General features: G+C 62.7%; 17 protein-coding genes. 10 read left to right on the plus strand and 7 right to left on the minus strand.

What is annotated here, in order from left to right; translation table 11 throughout:
- Positions 1-10: 10 nt before the first annotated feature.
- The 9 genes from J7548_RS08960 (at position 11) to J7548_RS09000 (ending at position 11,898) form a co-directional block, all read left to right on the plus strand.
- A complete protein-coding gene (locus J7548_RS08960; protein ID WP_290973439.1) occupies positions 11-1,186 on the plus strand; it encodes an acetyl-CoA C-acetyltransferase in 1,176 nt (391 codons plus the stop codon).
- A gap of 154 nt (positions 1,187-1,340) precedes the next feature.
- The gene (locus J7548_RS08965; protein WP_290974913.1) at positions 1,341-1,715 is read left to right on the plus strand and encodes an RNA-binding S4 domain-containing protein; all 375 of its coding nucleotides are present in this window, start codon (positions 1,341-1,343) and stop codon (positions 1,713-1,715) included.
- A 68-nt stretch (positions 1,716-1,783) separates the two neighbouring features.
- Positions 1,784-2,233 carry a hypothetical protein gene (locus tag J7548_RS08970; RefSeq protein WP_290973442.1) on the plus strand — a complete coding sequence of 150 codons (450 nt, stop codon included), beginning with the start codon at positions 1,784-1,786 and terminating at the stop codon, positions 2,231-2,233.
- 208 nt (positions 2,234-2,441) lie between these two features.
- Complete coding sequence (locus J7548_RS08975) at positions 2,442-3,155, plus strand: TetR/AcrR family transcriptional regulator (RefSeq protein ID WP_290973445.1); 714 nt, start codon at positions 2,442-2,444, stop codon at positions 3,153-3,155.
- A gap of 24 nt (positions 3,156-3,179) precedes the next feature.
- A complete protein-coding gene (locus J7548_RS08980) occupies positions 3,180-4,970 on the plus strand; it encodes an acyl-CoA dehydrogenase C-terminal domain-containing protein (protein WP_290973448.1) in 1,791 nt (596 codons plus the stop codon).
- 96 nt (positions 4,971-5,066) lie between these two features.
- Entirely contained in the window at positions 5,067-7,454 is a 2,388-nt protein-coding gene (locus J7548_RS08985) for a 3-hydroxyacyl-CoA dehydrogenase/enoyl-CoA hydratase family protein (RefSeq protein WP_290973451.1), read from the plus strand.
- A gap of 49 nt (positions 7,455-7,503) precedes the next feature.
- Positions 7,504-8,700 (plus strand): acetyl-CoA C-acyltransferase, encoded by a 1,197-nt coding sequence (locus J7548_RS08990; RefSeq protein ID WP_290973455.1) that lies wholly within the window; start codon positions 7,504-7,506, stop codon positions 8,698-8,700.
- A gap of 79 nt (positions 8,701-8,779) precedes the next feature.
- Positions 8,780-9,544 (plus strand): enoyl-CoA hydratase, encoded by a 765-nt coding sequence (locus J7548_RS08995; protein WP_290973457.1) that lies wholly within the window; start codon positions 8,780-8,782, stop codon positions 9,542-9,544.
- 422 nt (positions 9,545-9,966) lie between these two features.
- Positions 9,967-11,898: an acyltransferase family protein gene (locus tag J7548_RS09000; RefSeq protein WP_290973459.1), complete on the plus strand. Its 1,932-nt coding sequence runs from the start codon at positions 9,967-9,969 to the stop codon at positions 11,896-11,898.
- Positions 11,899-11,992: 94 nt separating this feature from the next.
- Here J7548_RS09000 and J7548_RS09005 read toward each other — a convergent pair whose 3' ends face one another.
- Complete coding sequence (locus tag J7548_RS09005; protein ID WP_290973462.1) at positions 11,993-13,063, minus strand: sensor domain-containing diguanylate cyclase; 1,071 nt, start codon at positions 13,061-13,063, stop codon at positions 11,993-11,995.
- A 537-nt stretch (positions 13,064-13,600) separates the two neighbouring features.
- Between J7548_RS09005 and J7548_RS09010 the strand changes: the two genes are divergently transcribed.
- The gene (locus J7548_RS09010; protein ID WP_290973464.1) at positions 13,601-13,996 is read left to right on the plus strand and encodes a hypothetical protein; all 396 of its coding nucleotides are present in this window, start codon (positions 13,601-13,603) and stop codon (positions 13,994-13,996) included.
- A 13-nt stretch (positions 13,997-14,009) separates the two neighbouring features.
- Here J7548_RS09010 and J7548_RS09015 read toward each other — a convergent pair whose 3' ends face one another.
- The 6 genes from J7548_RS09015 to J7548_RS09040 all read right to left on the minus strand — a co-directional run bounded on the left by J7548_RS09015 (position 14,010) and on the right by J7548_RS09040 (position 20,591).
- Positions 14,010-14,366, minus strand: coding sequence for a 5-carboxymethyl-2-hydroxymuconate Delta-isomerase (locus tag J7548_RS09015; RefSeq protein WP_290973467.1), 357 nt, complete (start codon positions 14,364-14,366; stop codon positions 14,010-14,012).
- 38 nt (positions 14,367-14,404) lie between these two features.
- Positions 14,405-15,385: a threo-3-hydroxy-L-aspartate ammonia-lyase gene (locus tag J7548_RS09020; RefSeq protein ID WP_290973470.1), complete on the minus strand. Its 981-nt coding sequence runs from the start codon at positions 15,383-15,385 to the stop codon at positions 14,405-14,407.
- A gap of 50 nt (positions 15,386-15,435) precedes the next feature.
- The gene (locus J7548_RS09025) at positions 15,436-16,098 is read right to left on the minus strand and encodes a PAS domain-containing protein (protein ID WP_290973474.1); all 663 of its coding nucleotides are present in this window, start codon (positions 16,096-16,098) and stop codon (positions 15,436-15,438) included.
- Positions 16,099-16,227: 129 nt separating this feature from the next.
- A complete protein-coding gene (locus tag J7548_RS09030; RefSeq protein ID WP_290973477.1) occupies positions 16,228-17,475 on the minus strand; it encodes a phospholipase D-like domain-containing protein in 1,248 nt (415 codons plus the stop codon).
- 10 nt (positions 17,476-17,485) lie between these two features.
- Positions 17,486-18,130, minus strand: a complete 645-nt coding sequence (locus tag J7548_RS09035) for a MotA/TolQ/ExbB proton channel family protein (RefSeq protein WP_366005147.1) — start codon at positions 18,128-18,130, stop codon at positions 17,486-17,488.
- 67 nt (positions 18,131-18,197) lie between these two features.
- Positions 18,198-20,591 carry a TonB-dependent receptor gene (locus tag J7548_RS09040; RefSeq protein ID WP_290973481.1) on the minus strand — a complete coding sequence of 798 codons (2,394 nt, stop codon included), beginning with the start codon at positions 20,589-20,591 and terminating at the stop codon, positions 18,198-18,200.
- Positions 20,592-20,638 lie beyond the last annotated feature (47 nt).

The raw sequence follows: 20,638 nt of genomic DNA on the forward strand, positions 1-20,638 counted from the left end.
GGAGCCAATTATGGATGATGTCGTCATTGTCGCAGCACAGAGAACAGCAATTGGCAAATTTGGCGGATCGCTGTCGAAGATCTCCGCCGCCGATCTCGGTGCGCAAGTCATCAAGGCCTTGCTGGCCAAGACAGGCATCAAGCCCGAAGCCATCAGCGAAGTCATCCTCGGCCATGTGCTGACCGCGGGCCTGGGCCAGAACCCGGCGCGCCAGGCGGTGATCAAAGCCGGCCTGCCTGACATGGTGCCGGCCTTCGTGGTCGGCAAGGTTTGCGGCAGCGGCCTGAAGGCGGTGCACCTGGCGGCCCAGGCCATCAAGTGCGGCGACGCCCAGATCGTCATCGCCGGCGGCCAGGAAAACATGAGCGCCTCGCCGCACGTGCTGAACAATTCGCGCGACGGCTTCCGCATGGGCGACGCCAAGCTGACCGACACCATGATCGTCGACGGCCTGTGGGACGTCTACAACCAATACCACATGGGCATCACCGCCGAGAACGTGGCCAAGAAGTTCGAGATCTCGCGCGAAGAGCAGGACGCCTTCGCCGCCGCCTCGCAGAACAAGGCCGAAGCCGCGCAAAAGGCCGGCCGCTTCAAGGATGAGATCGTCCCCATCGAAATCAAGGGCAAGAAGGAAACCGTGGTGTTCGACACCGACGAGTTCGTCAAGCACGGTGTCACCGCCGAGTCGCTGGGTACGCTGCGTCCGGCCTTCGACAAGGCCGGCACGGTGACCGCCGGCAACGCCTCGGGCATCAACGACGGCGCCGCCGCGGTGGTGGTGACTTCCGCCCGGCTGGCGGCCGAGCTGGGCCTGCCGGTGCTGGCCAAGATCAAGTCGTATTCCTCGGCCGGCCTCGACCCCAGCATCATGGGCATGGGCCCGGTGCCGGCTTCGCAGCTGACCCTGAAGAAGGCCGGCTGGACGCCGCAGGACCTGGACCTGATGGAAATCAACGAAGCCTTCGCGGCCCAGGCGATCGCCGTCAACAAGCAGATGGGCTGGGACACCAGCAAGATCAACGTCAACGGCGGCGCGATCGCGCTGGGCCATCCGATCGGCGCCTCCGGCTGCCGCGTGCTGGTGACCTTGCTGCACGAGATGGCGCGCCGCGACGCCAAGCGCGGCCTGGCCAGCCTGTGTATCGGCGGCGGCATGGGCGTGGCGCTGGCGGTTGAGCGCTGATCCGCTGTCCAGCTTTGCCTTGCTGAAAAACGCCGGCGTTTGCCGGCGTTTTTCTTTTTCGCAAGCACCCGCTTCGTCATCCCGACGCAGGCCGGGATCCAGCGGCGTTCGTTGGCTTAAAATTACCGTTCGATTCGCAATTCAAACATCCATGATGGACACCACCCGCATCGACAAATGGTGCTGGGCCGCGCGCTTCTTCAAGACGCGGTCGCTGGCCACCGACGCCATCGACCGCGGCCGCGTCAAGCTCAACGGCGAGCGCACCAAGCCTTCCCACAGCGTCAAGGCCGGCGACCGGCTGGAGATCGACAACGGCGCCACAGAATGGGAGGTGCTGGTGACAGGCATCGCCGACAAGCGCGGTTCGGCCGCGATCGCCGCCACGCTCTACAGCGAGACCGAAGACAGCGTGCGCCGCCGCGAAGCGGAGGCCGAGCGGCATCGTTTGTTTCGCGAGCCTTCGGCCGAGATCAAGGGACGCCCCACCAAGCGCGACCGCCGCCTGCTCGATCGCTCATCCTCCTGATCCGTTGCCGCCGCTCGTTGTAAGATGGCGGGAGATTCCCCGGCCAGTCTTTTCCTTCGAAGGTGCAGATGTCCCAGGCAGTCCTGTTCCAGCCAGCGATCCGCAAGGAATGCCCGCCCGGCGCGTGCGCGTGCGAGCGCGAACTGCTGCTCGACAAGCTCGGTTCGGAAGCGGCCCGCATCCTGCTGCTCACGCGTGAAGAAGAGAAGCGCCTGATCGAGCGCATTTCCCGCATCGGCTCTTACGAGGACTTGCTGCACGTCAGCCGGCTGATGCACAAGAACCTTGGCATCGTGCTGCAGATCAGCCCCGCCGCCGTCGAGGTGCGCACCGTGCGCGGCTTGCAGATCCGGCTGGCAGACCAGCCGGGCCTGTGCCGCAAGACCCGCGAAATCATCCCGGCCGCCATCCGCAAGTGCCTGGAACACAACCCCGCCATCGTCTACGCCATCCTGGACGCCCATGACCTGCTGGGCGCCGCCGCGCCGGCCCGGCCGGAAGAGCCAGCCACATCCTGAAATTTGCCTGGCGGAAAGCCTGAGCGCTTGTCTCGTCCGCGCCGATTTTTTGTTTGACATTTGCGGCGCGATGAATAATAGTACGATCGTTCGAATAAATTCTGCGAACAATTAAAACTTCGCAGAAATACGATCCGCACGCAAGAGGGATCGCCTTATCCGGACCGACCCCGCCGTCCTCCACGCGGCGGATACCAAAGAGACAACAATGACAGAGACAAGCAAGGTGACTACCGCAACCACCCGGCCCAAATTCCTGCGCAAGGGCGAGCAGACCCGCGCCGCCATCCTCGAGGTGGCGCTCGAACTGGCCAGCCGCGACGGCCTGGAAGGGCTCACCATCGGCCTGCTGGCCGAAAAGATGAAGATGAGCAAATCCGGCGTGTTCGCCCATTTCGGCTCGCGCGAGGACTTGCAGATCGAAGTCGTGCGCCTGTACCACACCCATTTTGAGCAAGAGGTGTTCTACCCCTCCATCAAGGAGCCGCGCGGCTTGCCGCGACTGGAAGCGATGTTCGCGCGCTGGGTCAAGCAGGTCACCATCGAAATCGCGCTGGGCTGCATCTACATCAGCGGCGCGGTCGAGTACGACGACCGTCCCGGCGCCATCCGCGACCACCTGGTGGCGATGGTCCAGGCCTGGCGCGACGCGCTGGAGCGCTGTATCCAGCAAGGCATCGAAGCCGGCCACCTGCGCGCCGACGTCGACGTCAGCCAGATGGTCTATGAAATGTACGGCCTGATCCTGGCGCTGCACCACGACGCCCGCTTCCTGCACATCCCCGGCAGCGTCGAGCGCGCCGAGGCGAGCTTCCGCCGCCTGGTCGACAGCTATCGCCCGCAGGGAAGCGACAGCGCCAAGGCGGCGCCCGCGGCAACCACCACCAAGAATTCCAAATCGGCAGCCAGGAAGGCCGCCTAACCTGTTCCCAATCCGGAGACTTTCATGCCCCAATACAACGCCCCCCTGCGCGACATGCAATTCGTGCTGCACGAACTGCTCAAGGTCGAAGACGTGTTCAAGGACCTGCCGCCGCATGCGGAAACCAACCGCGAGCTGATCGACCAGGTGCTGGAAGAGGGCGGCAAGTTCACCTCGCAGGTGCTGTTCCCGCTGAACCACTCGGGCGACCGCGAAGGCTGCCACTATGACCGCGAGACCAAGGCCGTCACCACCCCGAAGGGCTTCAAGGAAGCCTACAAGCAGTACGTTGAAGCCGGCTGGGCGGCGCTGTCCTGCGACACCGAATTCGGCGGCCAGGGATTGCCGCTGACGCTGAACAATTCGTTCTACGAAATGCTGAACTCAAGCAACCAGGCCTGGACCATGTACCCAGGCCTGTCGCACGGCGCCTACGAGTGCCTGCACGCGCACGGTTCCGACGAGCAGAAGGCGCTGTACCTGCCCAAGCTGGTCTCGGGCGAGTGGACCGGCACCATGTGCCTGACCGAAGCGCACTGCGGCACCGACCTGGGCCTGCTGCGCAGCAAGGCGGAGCCGCAGGCTGACGGTTCCTACAAGATCACCGGCAACAAGATCTTCATCTCGGCCGGCGAAAACGACGTCTCAGAGAACATCATCCACCTGGTGCTGGCGCGCCTGCCGGATGCGCCGCAAGGCTCCAAGGGCATCTCGCTGTTCATCGTGCCCAAGTTCCTGCCCAACGCCGACGGTTCGCTGGGCGCGCGCAACCCGATCTTCTGCGGCGCCATCGAAGAAAAGATGGGCATCCACGGTAACGCCACCTGCCAGATGAACCTGGACGGCGCCACCGGCTGGCTGATCGGTCAGCCGCACAAGGGCCTGCAGGCGATGTTCGTGTTCATGAACGCGGCCCGCCTGGGCGTGGGCATGCAAGGCCTGGGCCTGACCGAAGTCGCCTACCAGAACGCTCTGGTGTACGCCAAGGACCGCCTGCAGATGCGCAGCCTGACCGGCGTGAAGGCGCCGGACAAGGCCGCCGACCCGATCATCGTCCACCCCGACGTGCGCCGTATGCTGCTGACCGCCAAGGCCTTCGCCGAAGGCGGCCGCGCCTTCACCTCCTACGTCGCGCTGGAACTGGACAAGGAACTGTCCCACCCCGACGAAGAAGTGCGCAAGGATTCGGCCGACATCGTCGCGCTGCTGACTCCGGTGGTGAAGGCCTTCCTGACCGACAACGCCTGGATCGCCACCTCCGAGTGTCTGCAGGTCTACGGCGGCCACGGCTACATCTCCGAATGGGGCATGGAGCAATACGTGCGCGACGCCCGCATCAATATGATCTACGAAGGCACCAACACGGTTCAGTCGCTGGACCTGCTGGGCCGCAAGATCCTGATGGACAACGGCGCCAAGCTGAAGAAGTTCGGCGCGCAGATCCAGGCCTTCGTGGAAGAGAACGGCACCGACGAAGCGATGTCCGAATTCATCACGCCGCTGGCCGACATCGGCGACAAGGTCACCAAGCTGACCATGGAAATCGGCATGAAGTCCTTCGCCAACCAGGATGAAGCCGGCGCCGCCGCCGTGCCTTACCTGCGCGTGGTGGGCCACCTGGTGTTCTCGTACCTGTTCGCCCGCATGGCCAAGATCGCGCTGGAAAAGCAAGGCTCCGGCGATACCTTCTACACCGCCAAGCTGGCCACCGCGCGCTTCTATTTCGCGCGCCTGTTGCCGGAAACCGCGATGCTGATCCGCCAGGCGCGTTCCGGCGCGGCCAACCTGATGGCGCTGGACGCGGATCTGTTCTGAGCCGTTCGATAAAGTCGCCGGGACGACGCATTTGGAACCCGGCGACGCTGATTTGCCCCGAATTCACGTTTGAAGCACCAGCAAAAGGAGATTTGCGTGTCCAATTTCATCGTTAAAAAAGTGGCCGTGCTCGGCGCCGGCGTCATGGGCGCCCAGATTGCCGCCCACTGCATCAATGCCCGCGTGCCGGTCGTGCTGTTCGACCTGCCGGCCAAGGAAGGTCCGAAGAACGGCATCGTGTTGCGCGCCATCGAGAACCTGAAGAAGCTCAGCCCGGCGCCGCTGGGCAACAAGGATGACGCGGCCCTGATCGAAGTCGCCAACTACGAGGACGATCTGGCCAAGCTGGCCGAATGCGACCTGATCATCGAAGCCATCGCCGAGCGCATGGACTGGAAGCACGACCTGTACAAGAAGGTCGCGCCGCACATCGGCGCCGACACCATCTTCGCCTCCAATACCTCCGGCCTGTCGATCACGGCGCTGTCGGAAGGCTTCGACGCCGGCCTGAAGGCGCGCTTCTGCGGCGTGCACTTCTTCAACCCGCCGCGCTACATGCACCTGGTCGAACTGATCCCGACCAAGTCCACCCAGCCGGAAATCCTGGACAAGCTGGAAGCCTTCCTCGCCACCACCCTCGGCAAGGGCGTGGTGCGCGCGTTCGATACCCCGAACTTCGTGGCCAACCGCATCGGCGTGTTCGGTATCCTGGCCACCGTCATCGAAGCCGAGAAATACGGCTTGAGCGTGGACGTGGTCGACGACCTGACCGGCGCCAAGCTGGGCCGCGCCAAGTCCGGCACCTTCCGTACCGCCGACGTCGTGGGCCTGGACACCATGGGCCACGTCATCAAGACCATGCAGGACAACCTGAAGGACGACCCGTTCTACGCTGCCTACGCCACGCCGCCGCTGCTGGCCAAGCTGGTCGAGCAGGGCGCGCTGGGCCAGAAGAGCGGCGCCGGCTTCTACAAGAAGGTGGGCAAGGACATCCTGCGCATCGACCCGGCCAAGGGCGACTACGTGCCGGGCGGCGGCAAGGCCGACGACATCATCGCGCGCATCCTGAAGGAAAAGGACCCGGTCAAGCGCATGAAGGCGCTGCACGACTCGACCAACCCGCAAGGCCAGTTCCTGTGGGCGATCTTCCGCGACGCCTTCCACTACATCGCGGTGCATCTGGAGTCGGTGGCCGACAACGCGCGCGACCTCGACTTCGCGATGCGCTGGGGCTTCGGCTGGAGCGTCGGCCCGTTCGAAACCTGGCAGGCCGCCGGCTGGAAGCAGATCGCAGAATGGGTCAAGGAAGACATCGACGCCGGCAAGGCGCTGTCCAACGCGCCGCTGCCCGCCTGGGTGTTCGACGGCCGCGACGGCGTGCATTCGGCCAAGGGTTCGTACTCGCCCTCGAAGAAGGCCGACGTTCCCCGTTCCGACCTGCCGGTCTACCAGCGCCAGGCCTTCCGCGCCCCGCTGCTGGGCGAAGGCGCGGCCGATGGCAAGACCGCCGGCACCACCTTCTTCGAAGACGATTCGGTACGCATCTGGCACCAGAACGACGATGTCCTGATCCTGTCGTTCAAGACCAAGATGCACGTGATCGGCCAGGGCGTGATCGACGGCATGAACAAGGCCGTGGCTGAAGCCGAGAAGAACTTCAAGGGCCTGGTGATCTGGCATGCGGACGCGGCCGAAGGCGGCGCGTTCTCGGCCGGCGCCGACCTGCAATCGATGCTGCCGCTGTTCATGTCGGGCGGCGTCAAGGCCATCGAACCGGTGGTGCACCACCTGCAGCAGGCGCACCAGCGCCTGAAGTACGCCAACGTCCCGGTGATCGCCGCGGTGGCCGGCCTGGCCCTGGGCGGCGGCTGCGAACTGCTGCTGCACGCCGCCAAGCGCGTGGTCTCGATCGAGTCCTACATCGGCCTGGTGGAAGTGGGCGTGGGCCTGATCCCGGCCGGCGGCGGCCTGAAGGAAGCGGCGGTGCGCGCGGCCAAGGAAGCCAAGGGCAACGACATCCTGCAATTCCTGAAGGACTACATGCTGGCCGCGGCCACCGCCAACGTCTCCAAGTCGGCGCTGGAAGCGAAGAAGCTGGGCTACCTGAAGGACAGCGACGTGGTCGTCTTCAACCCCTACGAGCTGCTGCACGTGGCCAAGGTCGAAGCGCGCGCCATGTTCGATTCCGGCTACCGCGCGCCGCTGCCGCCGCAAGTGCCGGTGGTGGGCCGCAACGGCCTGGCCACCATCATGGCGCAACTGGTCAACATGCGCGACGGCGGCTTCATCTCGGCGCACGACTACAAGCTGGGCAAGATGATCGCCGAGACGGTCGCCGGCGGCGAAGTGGAAGAAGGCAGCATCGTCAACGAACAATGGCTGCTCGACATCGAGCGCAAGTTCTTCATGGAGTTGCTTAACAACCCGAAGACCCAGGAACGCATCATGGGAATGATGCAAACGGGTAAGCCGGTTCGCAACTGACAGACAAGAGACGATACAAAGAGACAAGCCCTAATTCAGGAGCAACAGAATGAGCAAACAATTGCAAGACGCCTACATCGTCGCCGCCACCCGCACCCCCATCGGCAAGGCGCCGCGCGGCATGTTCAAGAACACCCGCCCGGACGACCTGCTGGTGCGCGCCATTCAGTCCGCCGTGGCGCAAGTGCCCGGCCTGGATCCGAAACTGATCGAGGACGCCATCGTCGGCTGCTCCTTCCCCGAAGGCGCGCAAGGCCTGAACATGGCGCGCAACGCCGTGCTGCTGGCCGGCCTGCCCAATAGCATCGGCGGCGTCACCATCAACCGCTACTGCGCTTCCGGCATTACCGCGATCGCGATGGCCGCCGACCGCATCCGCGTCGGTGAAGCCGACGTCATGATCGCCGCCGGCGCCGAGTCGATGTCGATGGTGCCGATGATGGGTTTCCACCCGTCCATCAACATCAACGCCTTCAAGGACGAGAACGTCGGCATGGCCTACGGCATGGGCCTGACCGCCGAGAAGGTGGCGCAGCAGTGGAAGGTCTCGCGCGAAGCGCAGGACGAGTTCTCGCTGGCCTCGCACCAGAAGGCGATCGCCGCCCAGCAGGCCGGCGAGTTCGCCGATGAGATCACGCCGGTCGAGATCGTCGAGCGCTTCCCCAACCTGGCCACCGGCGAGATCGACATCAAGACCCGCACCGTGAACCTGGACGAAGGCCCGCGCGCCGACTCCAACATCGCCGCGCTGGCCAAGTTGAAGCCGGTGTTCGCGGCCAAGGGCAGCGTCACCGCCGGCAACAGCTCGCAGACCTCGGACGGCGCCGGCGCGCTGATCATCGTCTCGGAAAAGATCCTCAAGCAATTCAACCTGACTCCGCTGGCGCGCTTCGTCTCCTTCGCGGTGCGCGGCGTGCCGCCGGAAATCATGGGCATCGGCCCCAAGGAAGCGATCCCCGCGGCCCTGAAGGCCGGCGGCCTGACCCAGGACCAGCTCGACTGGATCGAACTGAACGAAGCCTTCGCCGCCCAGGCGCTGGCCGTGATCGGCGACCTCGGTCTGGATCCGTCCAAGGTCAACCCGATGGGCGGCGCGATCGCGCTGGGCCACCCGCTGGGCGCCACCGGCGCCATCCGCGCGGCCACCACCATCCATGCGCTGCGCCGCAAGAACCTGAAGTACGGCATGGTGACCATGTGCGTGGGCACCGGTATGGGCGCAGCGGGCATCTTCGAGCGCATGTAATCCGATGTTCGCAGGAAAGCCGCACCGCTCGCGCCGTGCGGCTTTTTTATCGCAATAACAAAAACACAGCAGGAGACCTATGGACATCCAACTGAGCAAGGACAACGGCATCCTCACGATCCATTTCAACCGTGAGGAAAAGAAGAACGCCATCACCGCCGCCATGTACCAGCAACTGGCCGATGCGCTGAAGGAAGCGGAAACCGACAGCGCGGTGCGCGCCATCCTGTTCACCGGCAAGCCGCAAGCCTTCTCGGCCGGCAACGACCTGGAAGACTTTCTCAAGAATCCGCCCAGCGCCAAGGAAGCGCCGGTGTTCCAGTTCCTGTGGCAGATCAGCCATGCCAGCAAGCCCATCGTCGCCGCCGTCTCCGGCGTAGCGGTCGGCATCGGCACCACGCTGCTGCTGCATTGCGACCTGGTGTACGCGGCCGACAACGCCAAGTTCTCGCTGCCGTTCGCGCAATTGGGCTTGTGCCCGGAAGCCGCCTCGTCGCTGCTGCTGCCGCACGTCGCTGGCTACCAGCGCGCCGCCGAAAAGCTGCTGCTGGGAGAAGCCTTCGCCGCCGCCGAGGCGCTGGAGATGGGTATCGTCAACCGCGTGCTGCCGCTGGAAGAGTTGCTGCCATTCGCGCAAAAGCAGGCCGCCAAGCTGGCCGCGCTGCCGGCCAATTCCATCCGCGTCACCAAGCAGCTGATGAAGAAGAACCGTGTTGCGGCCACCGAGCAGCAGATGGCGGCCGAGATCGAGCATTTCGCCAGGATGCTGACTGGGCCGGAGGCCAAGGAGGCGTTTACCGCGTTTTTCGAGAAGAGGAAGCCGGATTTCCGTCAATTCGCCTGAACTCCAAAGGATGCACTGTATGGTGAGGAATGCGTTCGGAGATTGAAAACTCATCCCGTCCGGATTTTGCTGTAGTACATGATGTTTGGTCATGACAAACCGGTAACGAACAAGAACGCCCGTTTAGCGGGCGTTCTTGTTGGTCTTTCGATGGGAGATAAGCCTTTGGCATCAACGTCTGCGGGTGATGCGGTCCTTTGGTTTGTCGGCGCAGGTTTCAATCCATCTCTTTCGGATCAGCGAAGCCGCTCAACTGCATCGTTTGTCATATGACGCCCGTATCCTCTACAATGCCGCACTGACAAAATATTCACATCAGGGGCTTGAGGGATTGCCCCAGCCGTCTACGGGGGAGCCGTCGCGGCACACCGCTTGGCTGGCCTTGCCGCACAACAACACGCGGTGGTGCGCGTTGACTGATAATGACACAACACACCACCACTTACGGTCGGCAGTCGCCGCTGCAGGCTGTCGCCTCTGCTGCACCGGCCGTTCACTCCATTTCTTATCGTCCTGACATCGATGGCTTGCGCGCCGTTGCCGTGTTGTCCGTATTGGTTTTTCACGCGTTTCCCAGCGTACTGCGTGGCGGCTTCATTGGCGTGGATATATTTTTTGTCATTTCAGGGTTCCTGATTTCATCCATCATCGGCCAGGCGTTGGCTGAAGGCGATTTCAGTATCCGGCAGTTTTATATGCGCCGTATTTTGCGCATTTTTCCGGCACTGATTACTGTGTTGGCAGTAGCCTATGCCGCAGGCTGGATACTGATGCCGGCAGATGAATATGCGCGTTTGGCGACACATATTGTGTCCGGCGCCGGATTTTTTTCCAACTTTACTTATTGGAAGGAAGCCGGCTACTTTGACCCGGCAGCCGAAACAAAGCCGCTGCTGCATCTATGGTCGCTGGCGATTGAGGAACAGTTCTATATCGTGTGGCCATTCGTGTTGTTTGCCGCCAATAAACTGTGCCGCAAACGCGGTTTGCTGTTGGCGGCGTTGTCGGTTGCTGCTATCTCGTTTTGCCTGAACCTCCATGCCATCTATGTGAAGGCCGACACTGCCGGGCTTTATTATTCTCCGATGACCCGTTTCTGGGAGTTGCTGGTTGGAGGGATATTGGCCTACTGGCACGCAGGAAAGGGGCGAAAAGCAGTGCCGACGGCCGTTTCATCTCTGGCCAGTTTATGTTCGGCCGCAGGGGCGGGGGCAATCGTCATCGGCCTGTTTTGCATTTCCAGTACCAATGCTTTTCCGGGATGGTGGGCGCTTCTGCCCACGATCGGCGCGGCAATGCTGATCGGCGCCGGTCCGCAGACCTGGTTCAATCGCAATGTGCTTGCGCATCCTGCCGGCGTATGGCTAGGCTTGGTAAGTTATCCTTTGTACTTGTGGCATTGGCCACTGTTGTCCTTCGCGCATCATCTTGCTGCAGGCGCACCGCCAGCGTCGGTGCGGCTGGTGGTAGTGTTGCTGGCTGTCCCGCTGGCATGGATGACTAAGCGTTTTATCGAGAACCCGATTCGTCTGCAAGCGCGGCATGGCAGGGTGTCCATGCTTGTCGCTTGCATGGCGCTCGTTGCTGGTATTGGCATCTTCACACAGTACCAGCAAGGGCTGCCTTGGCGCTATGGCACGGTTGAACTGCAACGCGAGCCGGGGCGGTTCGAATGCGAAGACCGCAAGAAGAACAGCGGCTGTATATTCGGGAACCCATCCGGAAAGATTGTCGTGGTGTATGGCGACAGCCACGCGGAACATCTCACCCGGGCCCTTGATGAAGCGTTGGGCAAGGAATACCTGTTTTATATGGTAACCAACGGCAGCTGCTTCATGGGGGAGAATGTCTTGCGTCCAGATATCGGCAATCAGCGCGATTGCCGGGCAGCGCAGGAGAAATTGCATTCGTTGCGCGGTAAAAACATCTATGCAGTCATTCGTTCGCAGCGTTGGCATGCTTATGGAGGGGGGGGCGAGGCCAGCATCCGCGAACTGGTCAGCGATGCCTTGTTGGCAGGCGGCTTGCATCCACAGCGGACTATCATCGTGGGATCGACCGCGGATGTGGGATTCGATTGCGAAGTGTCGAATTATTATGCACTGCCGTTTTCGCATCAGCGGCAATGCAAGCCGGCCGATGATACGCGGGCGGTCAACCGCTTGTTCATCCGTGTGACCCAGGCATTGCAAGTGGGCGAGGGTGTGCGCTTTGTCTATCCCTATGAAAAGATCTGTCCGCAGGATCAATGTGTGGCCATTGAAGGGCATGTCTCGAATTACTCGGATACACATCATCTGACCAAGGACGCCGCCTTGCTTTTGATGCCGGATATAGCCCGAGCCTTGCGCTAGTACAGGGTACTGCAATAGTTACTCGATGTTCCTGAGCTTGTTTCGGAATTAGTTTCGCAGAGCAGCACCAGTGGTCAGCCAAGGATAATTCCAATCAGGCATTACCCTTATGCCGCCCATGCTTGCGCAGATACATCGCCTTGTCTGCGGCGGCCAGCAGCGCGTGGAAATCGCACATCTCGGACGGCGTGACGGTGGCGGCGCCCAGGCTGATCTCGATCTCGGTATGCGGCCATTTCACCATCGACACCGCGTGCTTGATGCGCTCGGCCACCTGATGGGCGCCGATTTCTTCCGTATCGGGCAGGATCAGGGCGAACTCGTCGCCGCCGTAACGCGCCAGGAAGTCGCTGGCGCGTAGCGGCGAGCGCAGTACGCGCGCCAGTTGCGCCAGCAGCGCGTCGCCGGCCGGGTGGCCGTAGGTGTCGTTGTATTGCTTGAAGTAGTCCACATCCACCATCAGCATCGACAGCGGGCGCGCGTTGCGCAGGTGGCGCGTCCATTCTTCGCGCAGGCGCAGGTCGAAGTTGCGGCGGTTGCCGATGCCGGTGAGGGCATCGGTGAGCGTCTGCTGCTCCAGCTTTTGCATGGCGCGCCGGCTGTCGAGCTGGCTTTCCAGCTGGCGGCCCAGCTTCAGCAGACCATCGCGCTGGGTGGCCGACAGCGTGCGCGCATGGCGGTCCATCACGCACAGCGTGCCCAGCACATCGCCGTTGGAAGCTACCAGCGGCACCGCGGCGTAAAAGCACACGTGCGGCGGATTGTTCGCCAGCGCCGACTCGCAGAAACGGCCGTCGGCCTGCAGGTCGACAATTTCGGTCAGTTGGCGTGGGCGGCGGGCGGCGGCTTCGCATACCGAGAAATCCACCGCCGTGCGAGACACGCCGTTCTGGCCGGGGAAGCGCCACCACTGGTTGCGGATGTCGCCGCGGCCATTGGCCACCGAGACGAAGGGATGCCGCAGGCCGATGTCGGCATGCAATTGCGTCATCATGCCGATGGGAGCGTCGCACAGGCTGCAGGCCAGCGAGATGAAATCGGCCAGCATCGGTTCCAGCCAGGCGTCGGCCTCTTCGCCGCCATTGGCCAGCGGGATGCGCGAGCCGGAGACGGCGCGCTTGAAGGCGCGGTCGGGTTTGAAAATGGTATGCAGGTTTCTGGTCATGGCGCTAGTCAGATGGTGAGTCTGCCTTCAATACGGTTGCCGGCGGTGATGGATGTCGCACGGCGGCGGCAGGCGGATGGTTTTTGTTCGCGTTTTGTCATGAGACGTTTTGCAAACGCATCCTGTTGCCTCATGGCATTAAATTAGCAGATGGCATCCCGAAGTAAACGGGTTGGAACATCCTCTTACAAATTAAGCCCGGTCACATTCAAAACGATGCAATTTCAATCACATTCATCGTTATTGGCGTGTATATGGTGACAATTGATGCTTTGTCATCGAAATACTAATGTGTTTCCGAGGAGATGACAGTAAGCTTTTCTGCCGTTTCCGGGGGATAGGATGACGGCGCTAACGTGTGTCGGAAATGTCCGACACGAGCGCCTTCATGACAGGAAAACAATGTCGCCAATAGGCGAAAGCTCGCATTTTATGGGCGGGAATTTCTCACGGAAGGGGAGGCGTGCGGACCGGCTTGCCAATTGACCCGGGCAAAAATAAACTCTGCCGTTTCGTTCTTCATTTTTGAAAGCAGAGATGCCGACTCAGCCCAAAGCAGGCGCAGTCCTGTTTGCCAAAGATGTCGCCCGCCTCGCCGCGTTTTATGCGCAGGTGCTGGCGGTGCTTCCCAAGCATGCCGAAGCCGGGAAGGTAGTGATCGAAGCAGAGGAGTTCCTGCTGGTGATCCACGCCATGCCCGAGGCGGTGGCGGTCAAGGTGCAGATCGCCACGCCGCCGGTGCTGCGCGAGGCGGTGCCGGTCAAGCTGTTCCTGCCGGTGCGCTCGCTGGCGCAGGCGCGCATTGGCGCGCAGGCCCAGGGCGGCGGATTGAAGCCGGCCGAGGCCGAGTGGAGCGCGGCGGATTTCCGCGCCTGCGACGGCTTCGATCCGGAAGGCAACGTGGTGCAGTTCCGCGAAGCGCTGGTGCGTTGACCGGCGCTGTTTCTTACAGCACCTGCTTGCCGTAGATCTCGCGCTGCATATCGATCACTTCGGCCGTGATTTGCACCTGCGCGCCTTCCGGCCATGCCTGTTCCTTTTGCACGGTCGCCACCAGCAGGTCGGCGATCTGCTTCTTCACCTCCGGCGTTCGCCCCGAGAGGATGGTCAGGCGCAGGTGCATGAAAGCGCGCCTGGCCTGCGGCTGGGTGCCGACCAGAAAATCGTCCAGCCGGATGGCGCGCGCCTTGATCGAGTTCTCGTCGAAGTGGCCGCTGCCAACTAGCGCTTCATTGAGCCGCAGCAGGGTGGCTTGCGTGTCGATTTCCAGATTGCCGCTGTATTCGAAGAAGAGATGGGGCATGCTTGTTCCTGTCGTCAAAGAAATAATACGGGTATGGTTCAGTTCGCCAGATAGGCGGACAGCTTGCCGAGATCGATATTGCCGCCGCTGATGATCACGCCCACGCGCTTGCCCTGCAGCTGCGCACGATGCTTGCGCGCCGCCGCGAAGCCCAGGCAGCCGGTCGGTTCCACCACCATCTTCATGCGCTCGGCGAAGAAGCGCATGCACGCCACCAGTTCCTCGTCGGAGACGGTCAGGATGTCGTCGACATCGCGCTTGATCACGCCGAATGGGAATTTGCCCAGGAACTGGGTCTGGGCGCCGTCGGCAATGGTCTTGGGCGTGGCGATGCTGACGATGCTGCCGCTGCGCAGCGATTGCTGGCCATCGTTGCCGGCTTCCGGCTCCACGCCGTAGATCTTGCAGTCCGGCGACAAGGCGCGCGCCGCCAGCGCCGAGCCCGACAGCAGGCCGCCGCCGCCCACGCAGACGAACAGCGCATCCAGCGGGCCGGTCTCTTCCAGCAATTCCTTGGCGGCCGTACCCTGGCCGGCCATCACATGCGGATGGTCGTAGGGCGGGATCACGGTCAGCTTGTGCTCTTCTGCCAGGCGCGCGCAAATCTCTTCACGGTTTTCGGTGTAGCGGTCGTAGGTCACGACGTTGGCGCCGTAGCCGCGGGTGGCCGCCACCTTGGCGGCGGGCGCATCCAGCGGCATCACGATGGTGGCGGGAATGCCCAGCAGTTGCGCCGCCAGTGCCGTGCCTTGCGCGTGGTTGCCGGAAGAATATGTGATCACGCCGGCCTTGCGTTGCGCGTCGTTGAACTGCGCCAGCGCATTCATCGCGCCGCGGAACTTGAAGGCGCCCATGCGCTGGAAGTTCTCGCACTTGAAGAACAGGCTGGCGCCGAGTTCGGCGTCGGCGGTGCGCGAGGTCAGCACCGGCGTGCGGTGCGCCCAGGGCTTGATGCGCTCGGCCGCCAGCAGGACGTCGGCGAAGGTGGGCAATTCGGTGGTGCTCGATACGGGAATCACGGCAAGTTCCTTTCGGTCGGAAATCAAACAGGTTCTGAACAGGGCGGGGCTCAACCCCGCTCGTCGTTATAGACGGTGGCGCGCGAGACGCCGAGATGGGCGGCGACGATTTCCGCTGCGCGCCGTACCTCCATGCAGCCGGACTCGCGCAGCTCGCGCACCAGCGCGCGCCGCTCATCGGCCTTGAGGCTGCGCGGCGTGGTCGACAGCCGCGCCGCGAATGCATCGATCTTGCCGCGGATCGCCTGGGCGCCGGCCGGCTCCAGCGTCTCGGCCACGTGCGCGCTGCCGTCGATGCCGCCGAACTGGCGCAGCATGCCTTGCAGCGCGCCGAACAGCGTCAGGTCGATGTTCATGCACAGCGCCGCCACGTATTTGCCGTCGGCATCCTTGATGCCGACCGAGGTGCTCTTGGCCTGGCGGCCGTCGGGCAGGCGGTTGGCGTAATTGGCCAGCACCTGCGGATAGGATTCGTCGGCGATGCGCGCCAGTCCAAGCTCGGTAGTGGCGTCGCCGACTTCGCGGCCGGACAGGTTGTTGTGGATGGCGACGATGGAATGGTCGGCGTCGCGCAGGTCGTGCAGCACCACTTCGCAAAAGGGGGCGAAGGTTTCTCCCAGGCCTTGGGCGACTTGCGCCAGCTGCGACATTAGCAGCGCATGGTCGGGGCGGGACGGCGGCGAAGCTTTTTTCTTGCGAGGGGCGTTTTTCATGATCGATACATATTATCTAAAATTAGATTTTATGTATAGATCATGTCTTTCTTGCCGTGCCGGAAATAAAAAAGCGGCAGCCCGCAGGCTTGCCGCCGATATTCCTGATTGCGTTCCGGTTGTCGCGGCTTATTCCTTGCCTTTCACCGGCTTCGGATACTGGCGCAGCACGTCGACCGGTTCGGCGTAAGGCGAATTCCAGGTTTGCTCATGCAACTCGGCGATGCGGCGCGCCATCTTTTCATTGTGCAGGACCACTTCCAGGTTGCGCGACTTGTCGAGGTAGCCGCCGGCCCAGTTGCTGGTGCCGATCCAGGCGATGCGGCCGTCGATGCTCATGGCCTTGGTATGGATCACCCGCGCGAACGGGATGAAGCCGGTCGAGGCGCGCGGCAGCGTGACGATGCGGATTTCCACATTCGGCAGCACGGCCAGGCTCTGCAGGTAACGGATCGCCGGCTGTTCGGTATTCCAGTTCGACACCATCAGCTTGATCTTGACGCCGCGCGCGGCGGCGGTGCGGATGGCATCGTCGATCACCGGATAATAGGGGCGCGTGCGGTTGGGGCCGTAGGACAGCGGCGCGTAATCCAGCAATTGCACGCGCACTTCCTGCCTGGCGCCGGCCAGCAGCCGCACCAGTTCGCTTTCCGAGTCGCCCACGCCGGGCGGGTTGAAGGCATTGGGGCTGGCCACCAGGTAGTTGCCGCGGCTTTCGTCGGCCGGCACCGTAACGTTGTTTTGTATTGCCGGCGCCTGGCCGGCGGCGATCGCGGCTTGCGCCTGCCAGTCGATCTCGAAGATCTGCTGGACCTGCGCGGCGACGGCGGCATCGGTGATCTTCAGGCCGGTTTCGTGGATATGCGAGAACGAGCGCCAGTCGAAGTTCTGGCTGCCGACAAAGGCGCTGCTGCCGTCGACCACGAAGTACTTGGCGTGGATGATGCCGTTGCCGGTCATCTTCGCATAATCGAGCTGGCGGAACTCCAGGTTGGGAATCCGCTTGAGCCGTTCGATGGTCGCCGGCACCGAGGCGAACTCGCCCTTCTTTTCCATCAGGAAGCGGATCTTCACGCCGCGCCGTCCGGCCGCATCGAGGTGGGCGATGATGTCGTCCAGCGCTTCGCCGTCCTGGCCGGCCACGTAGAATTGGCCGAAGTCGATCTGGCGCTGCGCGCCGTCGAACATCTCTTTCCAGACCAGCGCGGCATCGCGCAGGTCGGGCGTGGCCAATGCGGTTTCACGCGGCACGGTATGCACCAGCTCGAAGCCGGGAATGGCGAATTCGGCGTGGGCCGCACCTTGCAGCGAGAAGGCCAGGCCGATTGCCGCGGCCAGTTTTGCCGGCAGGCGCAATGATTTTTTCATGGGGCGCATGTCCGGATGATCAGGCGACGTGCAGTTTGCCGTGCGTCTGCTGGACGTTGGCCTGCTGTTCTGAGGTGCGCCCCACGCAAGCGCGCAGCATCAACACTTTCAGATGATCGTTGATGCGCTCGATACGTTCCTGGAACAGGTTGAAGAAGAACATGCCGACCACCGCGATGCCGATGCCCAGCGCCGTGGCGTACAGCGCGGTGCCGATGCCCTGCGACACCTGGCCGGGGTCGGACACGCCCGAGACCGCCAGTGCCTTGAACGTGTCGATGATGCCCAGGATGGTACCCAACAGGCCCAGCAACGGCGCCGCGGTGACGATGGTGTCGAGGATCCACAGGCGCTGCTGCACTTCGCCGCGCTTGGCGATGTAGACCGACTCGCTGAAATCCTCCAGGTCCTTCTCGCTATGCAACTGGTGCTTTTCCGACAGGATGTCGCTGACCAGTTCCAGCGGCAGGCTGGGGCGGGCGGTCAGTTCCGCCGGCAATTCCTGCACATGCTGCACGGCATGGGTCATCGCCTTTTCCAGCCCGGTGGCCTGGCGCATGGTGTAGCCGAAAAACAGCCCGCGTTCGACGATGACGAAGATCGCCAGCGCGGCGCAGGCATACATCAGGTAGAAAGCCAGTTCGTGGAGTAATTGCATGTTCATGGTTGCCTCTCTTGCGATGTTCAGGGCGGCGGCCCTTGCGCGCCGCCGCCCACGGGGTTGGCCGCGATCAGAAATCCGCGGTCAGCGTGACGGTGAAGGTGCGCGGGGCGCCTACGTAGAATGACGGTGCGGTGCCGGCGATGCTGCCCACCGCGTTGGCGTTGGTGGTGAACTGGCTGCCGCTGCCCGAATTCAGGTTCAGGTATTGCTTGTCGAACAGGTTGTAGACATTCAGGCGCACCGTCGGCTTCTTGAGCCAGGAGGTCGACGGGAAGGTCGCGCCCGCGCCGGCGTTGAACACGGTGTAGCCGCCGATGGCGTCGTCGTTGACCAGCGTGGTGTAGCGGCGACCGGTGTACTTGGCTTGTCCGAACACATACCAGCCGTCCTGCTGGTACTGCAGCGAGAGGCCGGACAGCCAGTTCGGCGTATCCGGATATTCCTTGCCGCTGGTGGGCAGCGAGTTGACGGCGTCCACCTTCATGCTGTCTTTCATCTTGCTCTTGATGTAGGACAGCGAACCATACAGCGACAGGTTCTTGCTCAGCGCGTAACCGGATTCCAGCTCCATGCCCTTGGAGGTAGAGTCGCCGACGTTGTAGTCGGTCTTGGTCGCGGTATCCGGGTTGTAGGCGGTGGCGATGCGGTTGCGGTAGTCGATGTAGAACACCGAGCTGGAGAAGGTCCACTTGTCGGTGTTGTAGCGGTAGCCGAGGTCGTAGTTCCAGGAGGTTTCCTTGTCCACCGGGACGTTGCGCACGGTACCGCCGGTATAGACGCCGTTGACGAAGCTGCCGCCCGAGATCAGGCCGAAGTAGGAGAAGTTGCCCGGCGCCTTGAAGTTCTTGGCAGCGTTGAAGAATACCGACTGCGCCTGGTCGAGCTGGAAGCGCACGCCCAGGCTGGGCAACAGGTCGGAGTAGGACTTCTTCACCGTGTAGTAGCCGCCGGCGCTCTGGCTCGGATAGTTGGTGAAGTCGCGGTCGATGCTGGAATAGCGCGCGCCGGCCTGGATGTTGAGCTTGTCGTTCATCAGGCTGATGCTGTCCTGGAAGAACGCCGACTTGCCGGTGCTGACGGTGAGCGTATCGCGGTATTGCACGACGCTGCCGTCCTGGTTGCGCAGCCACAGGTCGGGATTGTTCTGCCACAGGTCGGCCGGGTTGCCGTTGTTGTCGATCCTGCTGTACTGGCCGGTTTGCTGGTGGCGCGCGCGTTCGTACCAGTAGCCGAACATCAGCTTGTGGTTGTCGATCTGCTGGTTGTACTTCAGCGTCACGCCGGGGCGGTAGGTGCGGGTGCGGCTGCCTTCGTAGGCGAACACCGTGTCCTTGGTGTCGCCATCGCCGTTGACGTCGCGCACGCCACCGCCCAGCAGGTTGCCGGCATTGCCTTCGGTGATTGTCTGCAGCTGGTTGCCTCCGGTGCCGAAGCCGTACCAGAAATAGGGGCTGACATCGACGCTGGCCGTCGGGCTGAGCTGGAAGTGGCCGTTGACGGTCGCCAGCCAGTTCTTGAACGGGTTCAGGTTATACCCGTAGTACAGGTCCTTGTTGCCGGTGTTGATGCCGGCGTTGGGCGCGTAGGTGCTGTCGTTCTGGGCGGTGCCGTTCACGCCCGGCTGGTGTACCGGCGCCTTGGTGCTGAAGTCGTAGTTGGGGCCGAACTGGGCGATCTGCGCCTTGGTCAGCGAACGGTAGTTGTTGTTGATGGCGTTGTTGTACATGAAGCCGGCATCGATGAAGCTGCCCTGGCCGAGGTCGAGCTTGCTGTTGAAGTCGATGTGCTGCTTATCGGCGCCGCCGGCGCCCTTGAACTTGTCGGCCGTTGTCTTCGAATACGACAGGAAGAACTTGAAGCGGCCGTCGAGCAGCTTGCCCGAATCGAAACGCACATAGCGCTTCCACAGGCTGTTGGAGCCGACCGAGGTGGACACGCGCACGCGCTGCTGGTCTTCCGGCGCGCACATGGTCATGCCGATATTGCCGCCGGAGGCGCCCACGTGCGGCGCTTCGGTGTCGGTCGAACCCTGGGTGACGAAGATGTCGCACAGGTTTTCGGCATCGGTGTATTCCTGCGGGTAGACCGCGAAACTGCCGGAATCATTGACCGGCGCGCCGTTGATGCTGAAACCCAACTGGTCGCTGTTGAAGCCGCGCACGCGGATGTTGCCGCCGAACAGGCCGGTGCCGTCCTGGTCGTAGGTGTTCACGCCCGGCAGCAGGCTGATCATCTGGTACGGGTTGCCGGTCGGGCTTTGCTTTTCCATGTAGTCGTGGTTGACCGAGCTGCGCGCCTTGGGCGACTCCTCCTGCTGGATCAGGCCGGTGGCCTGGGCGGTGCCGCCGTTGCCTTGCACGGTGACGGTGCCGATGTCGGTGGTTTGCGCATAGGCGGTCGTTCCGGCCACCATGAAGATCCCGGAAATCAGCAGCGATAGCCGGGTGAGTTTGCAATGCATATATTTCCCCTGAGAATGGTTGTGGTGCATTTGTAGGAGCGGCGCCG

It is taken from the genome of Herbaspirillum sp. (genome assembly GCF_017744395.1).
Classification (GTDB): Bacteria; Pseudomonadota; Gammaproteobacteria; order Burkholderiales; family Burkholderiaceae_D; genus Herbaspirillum.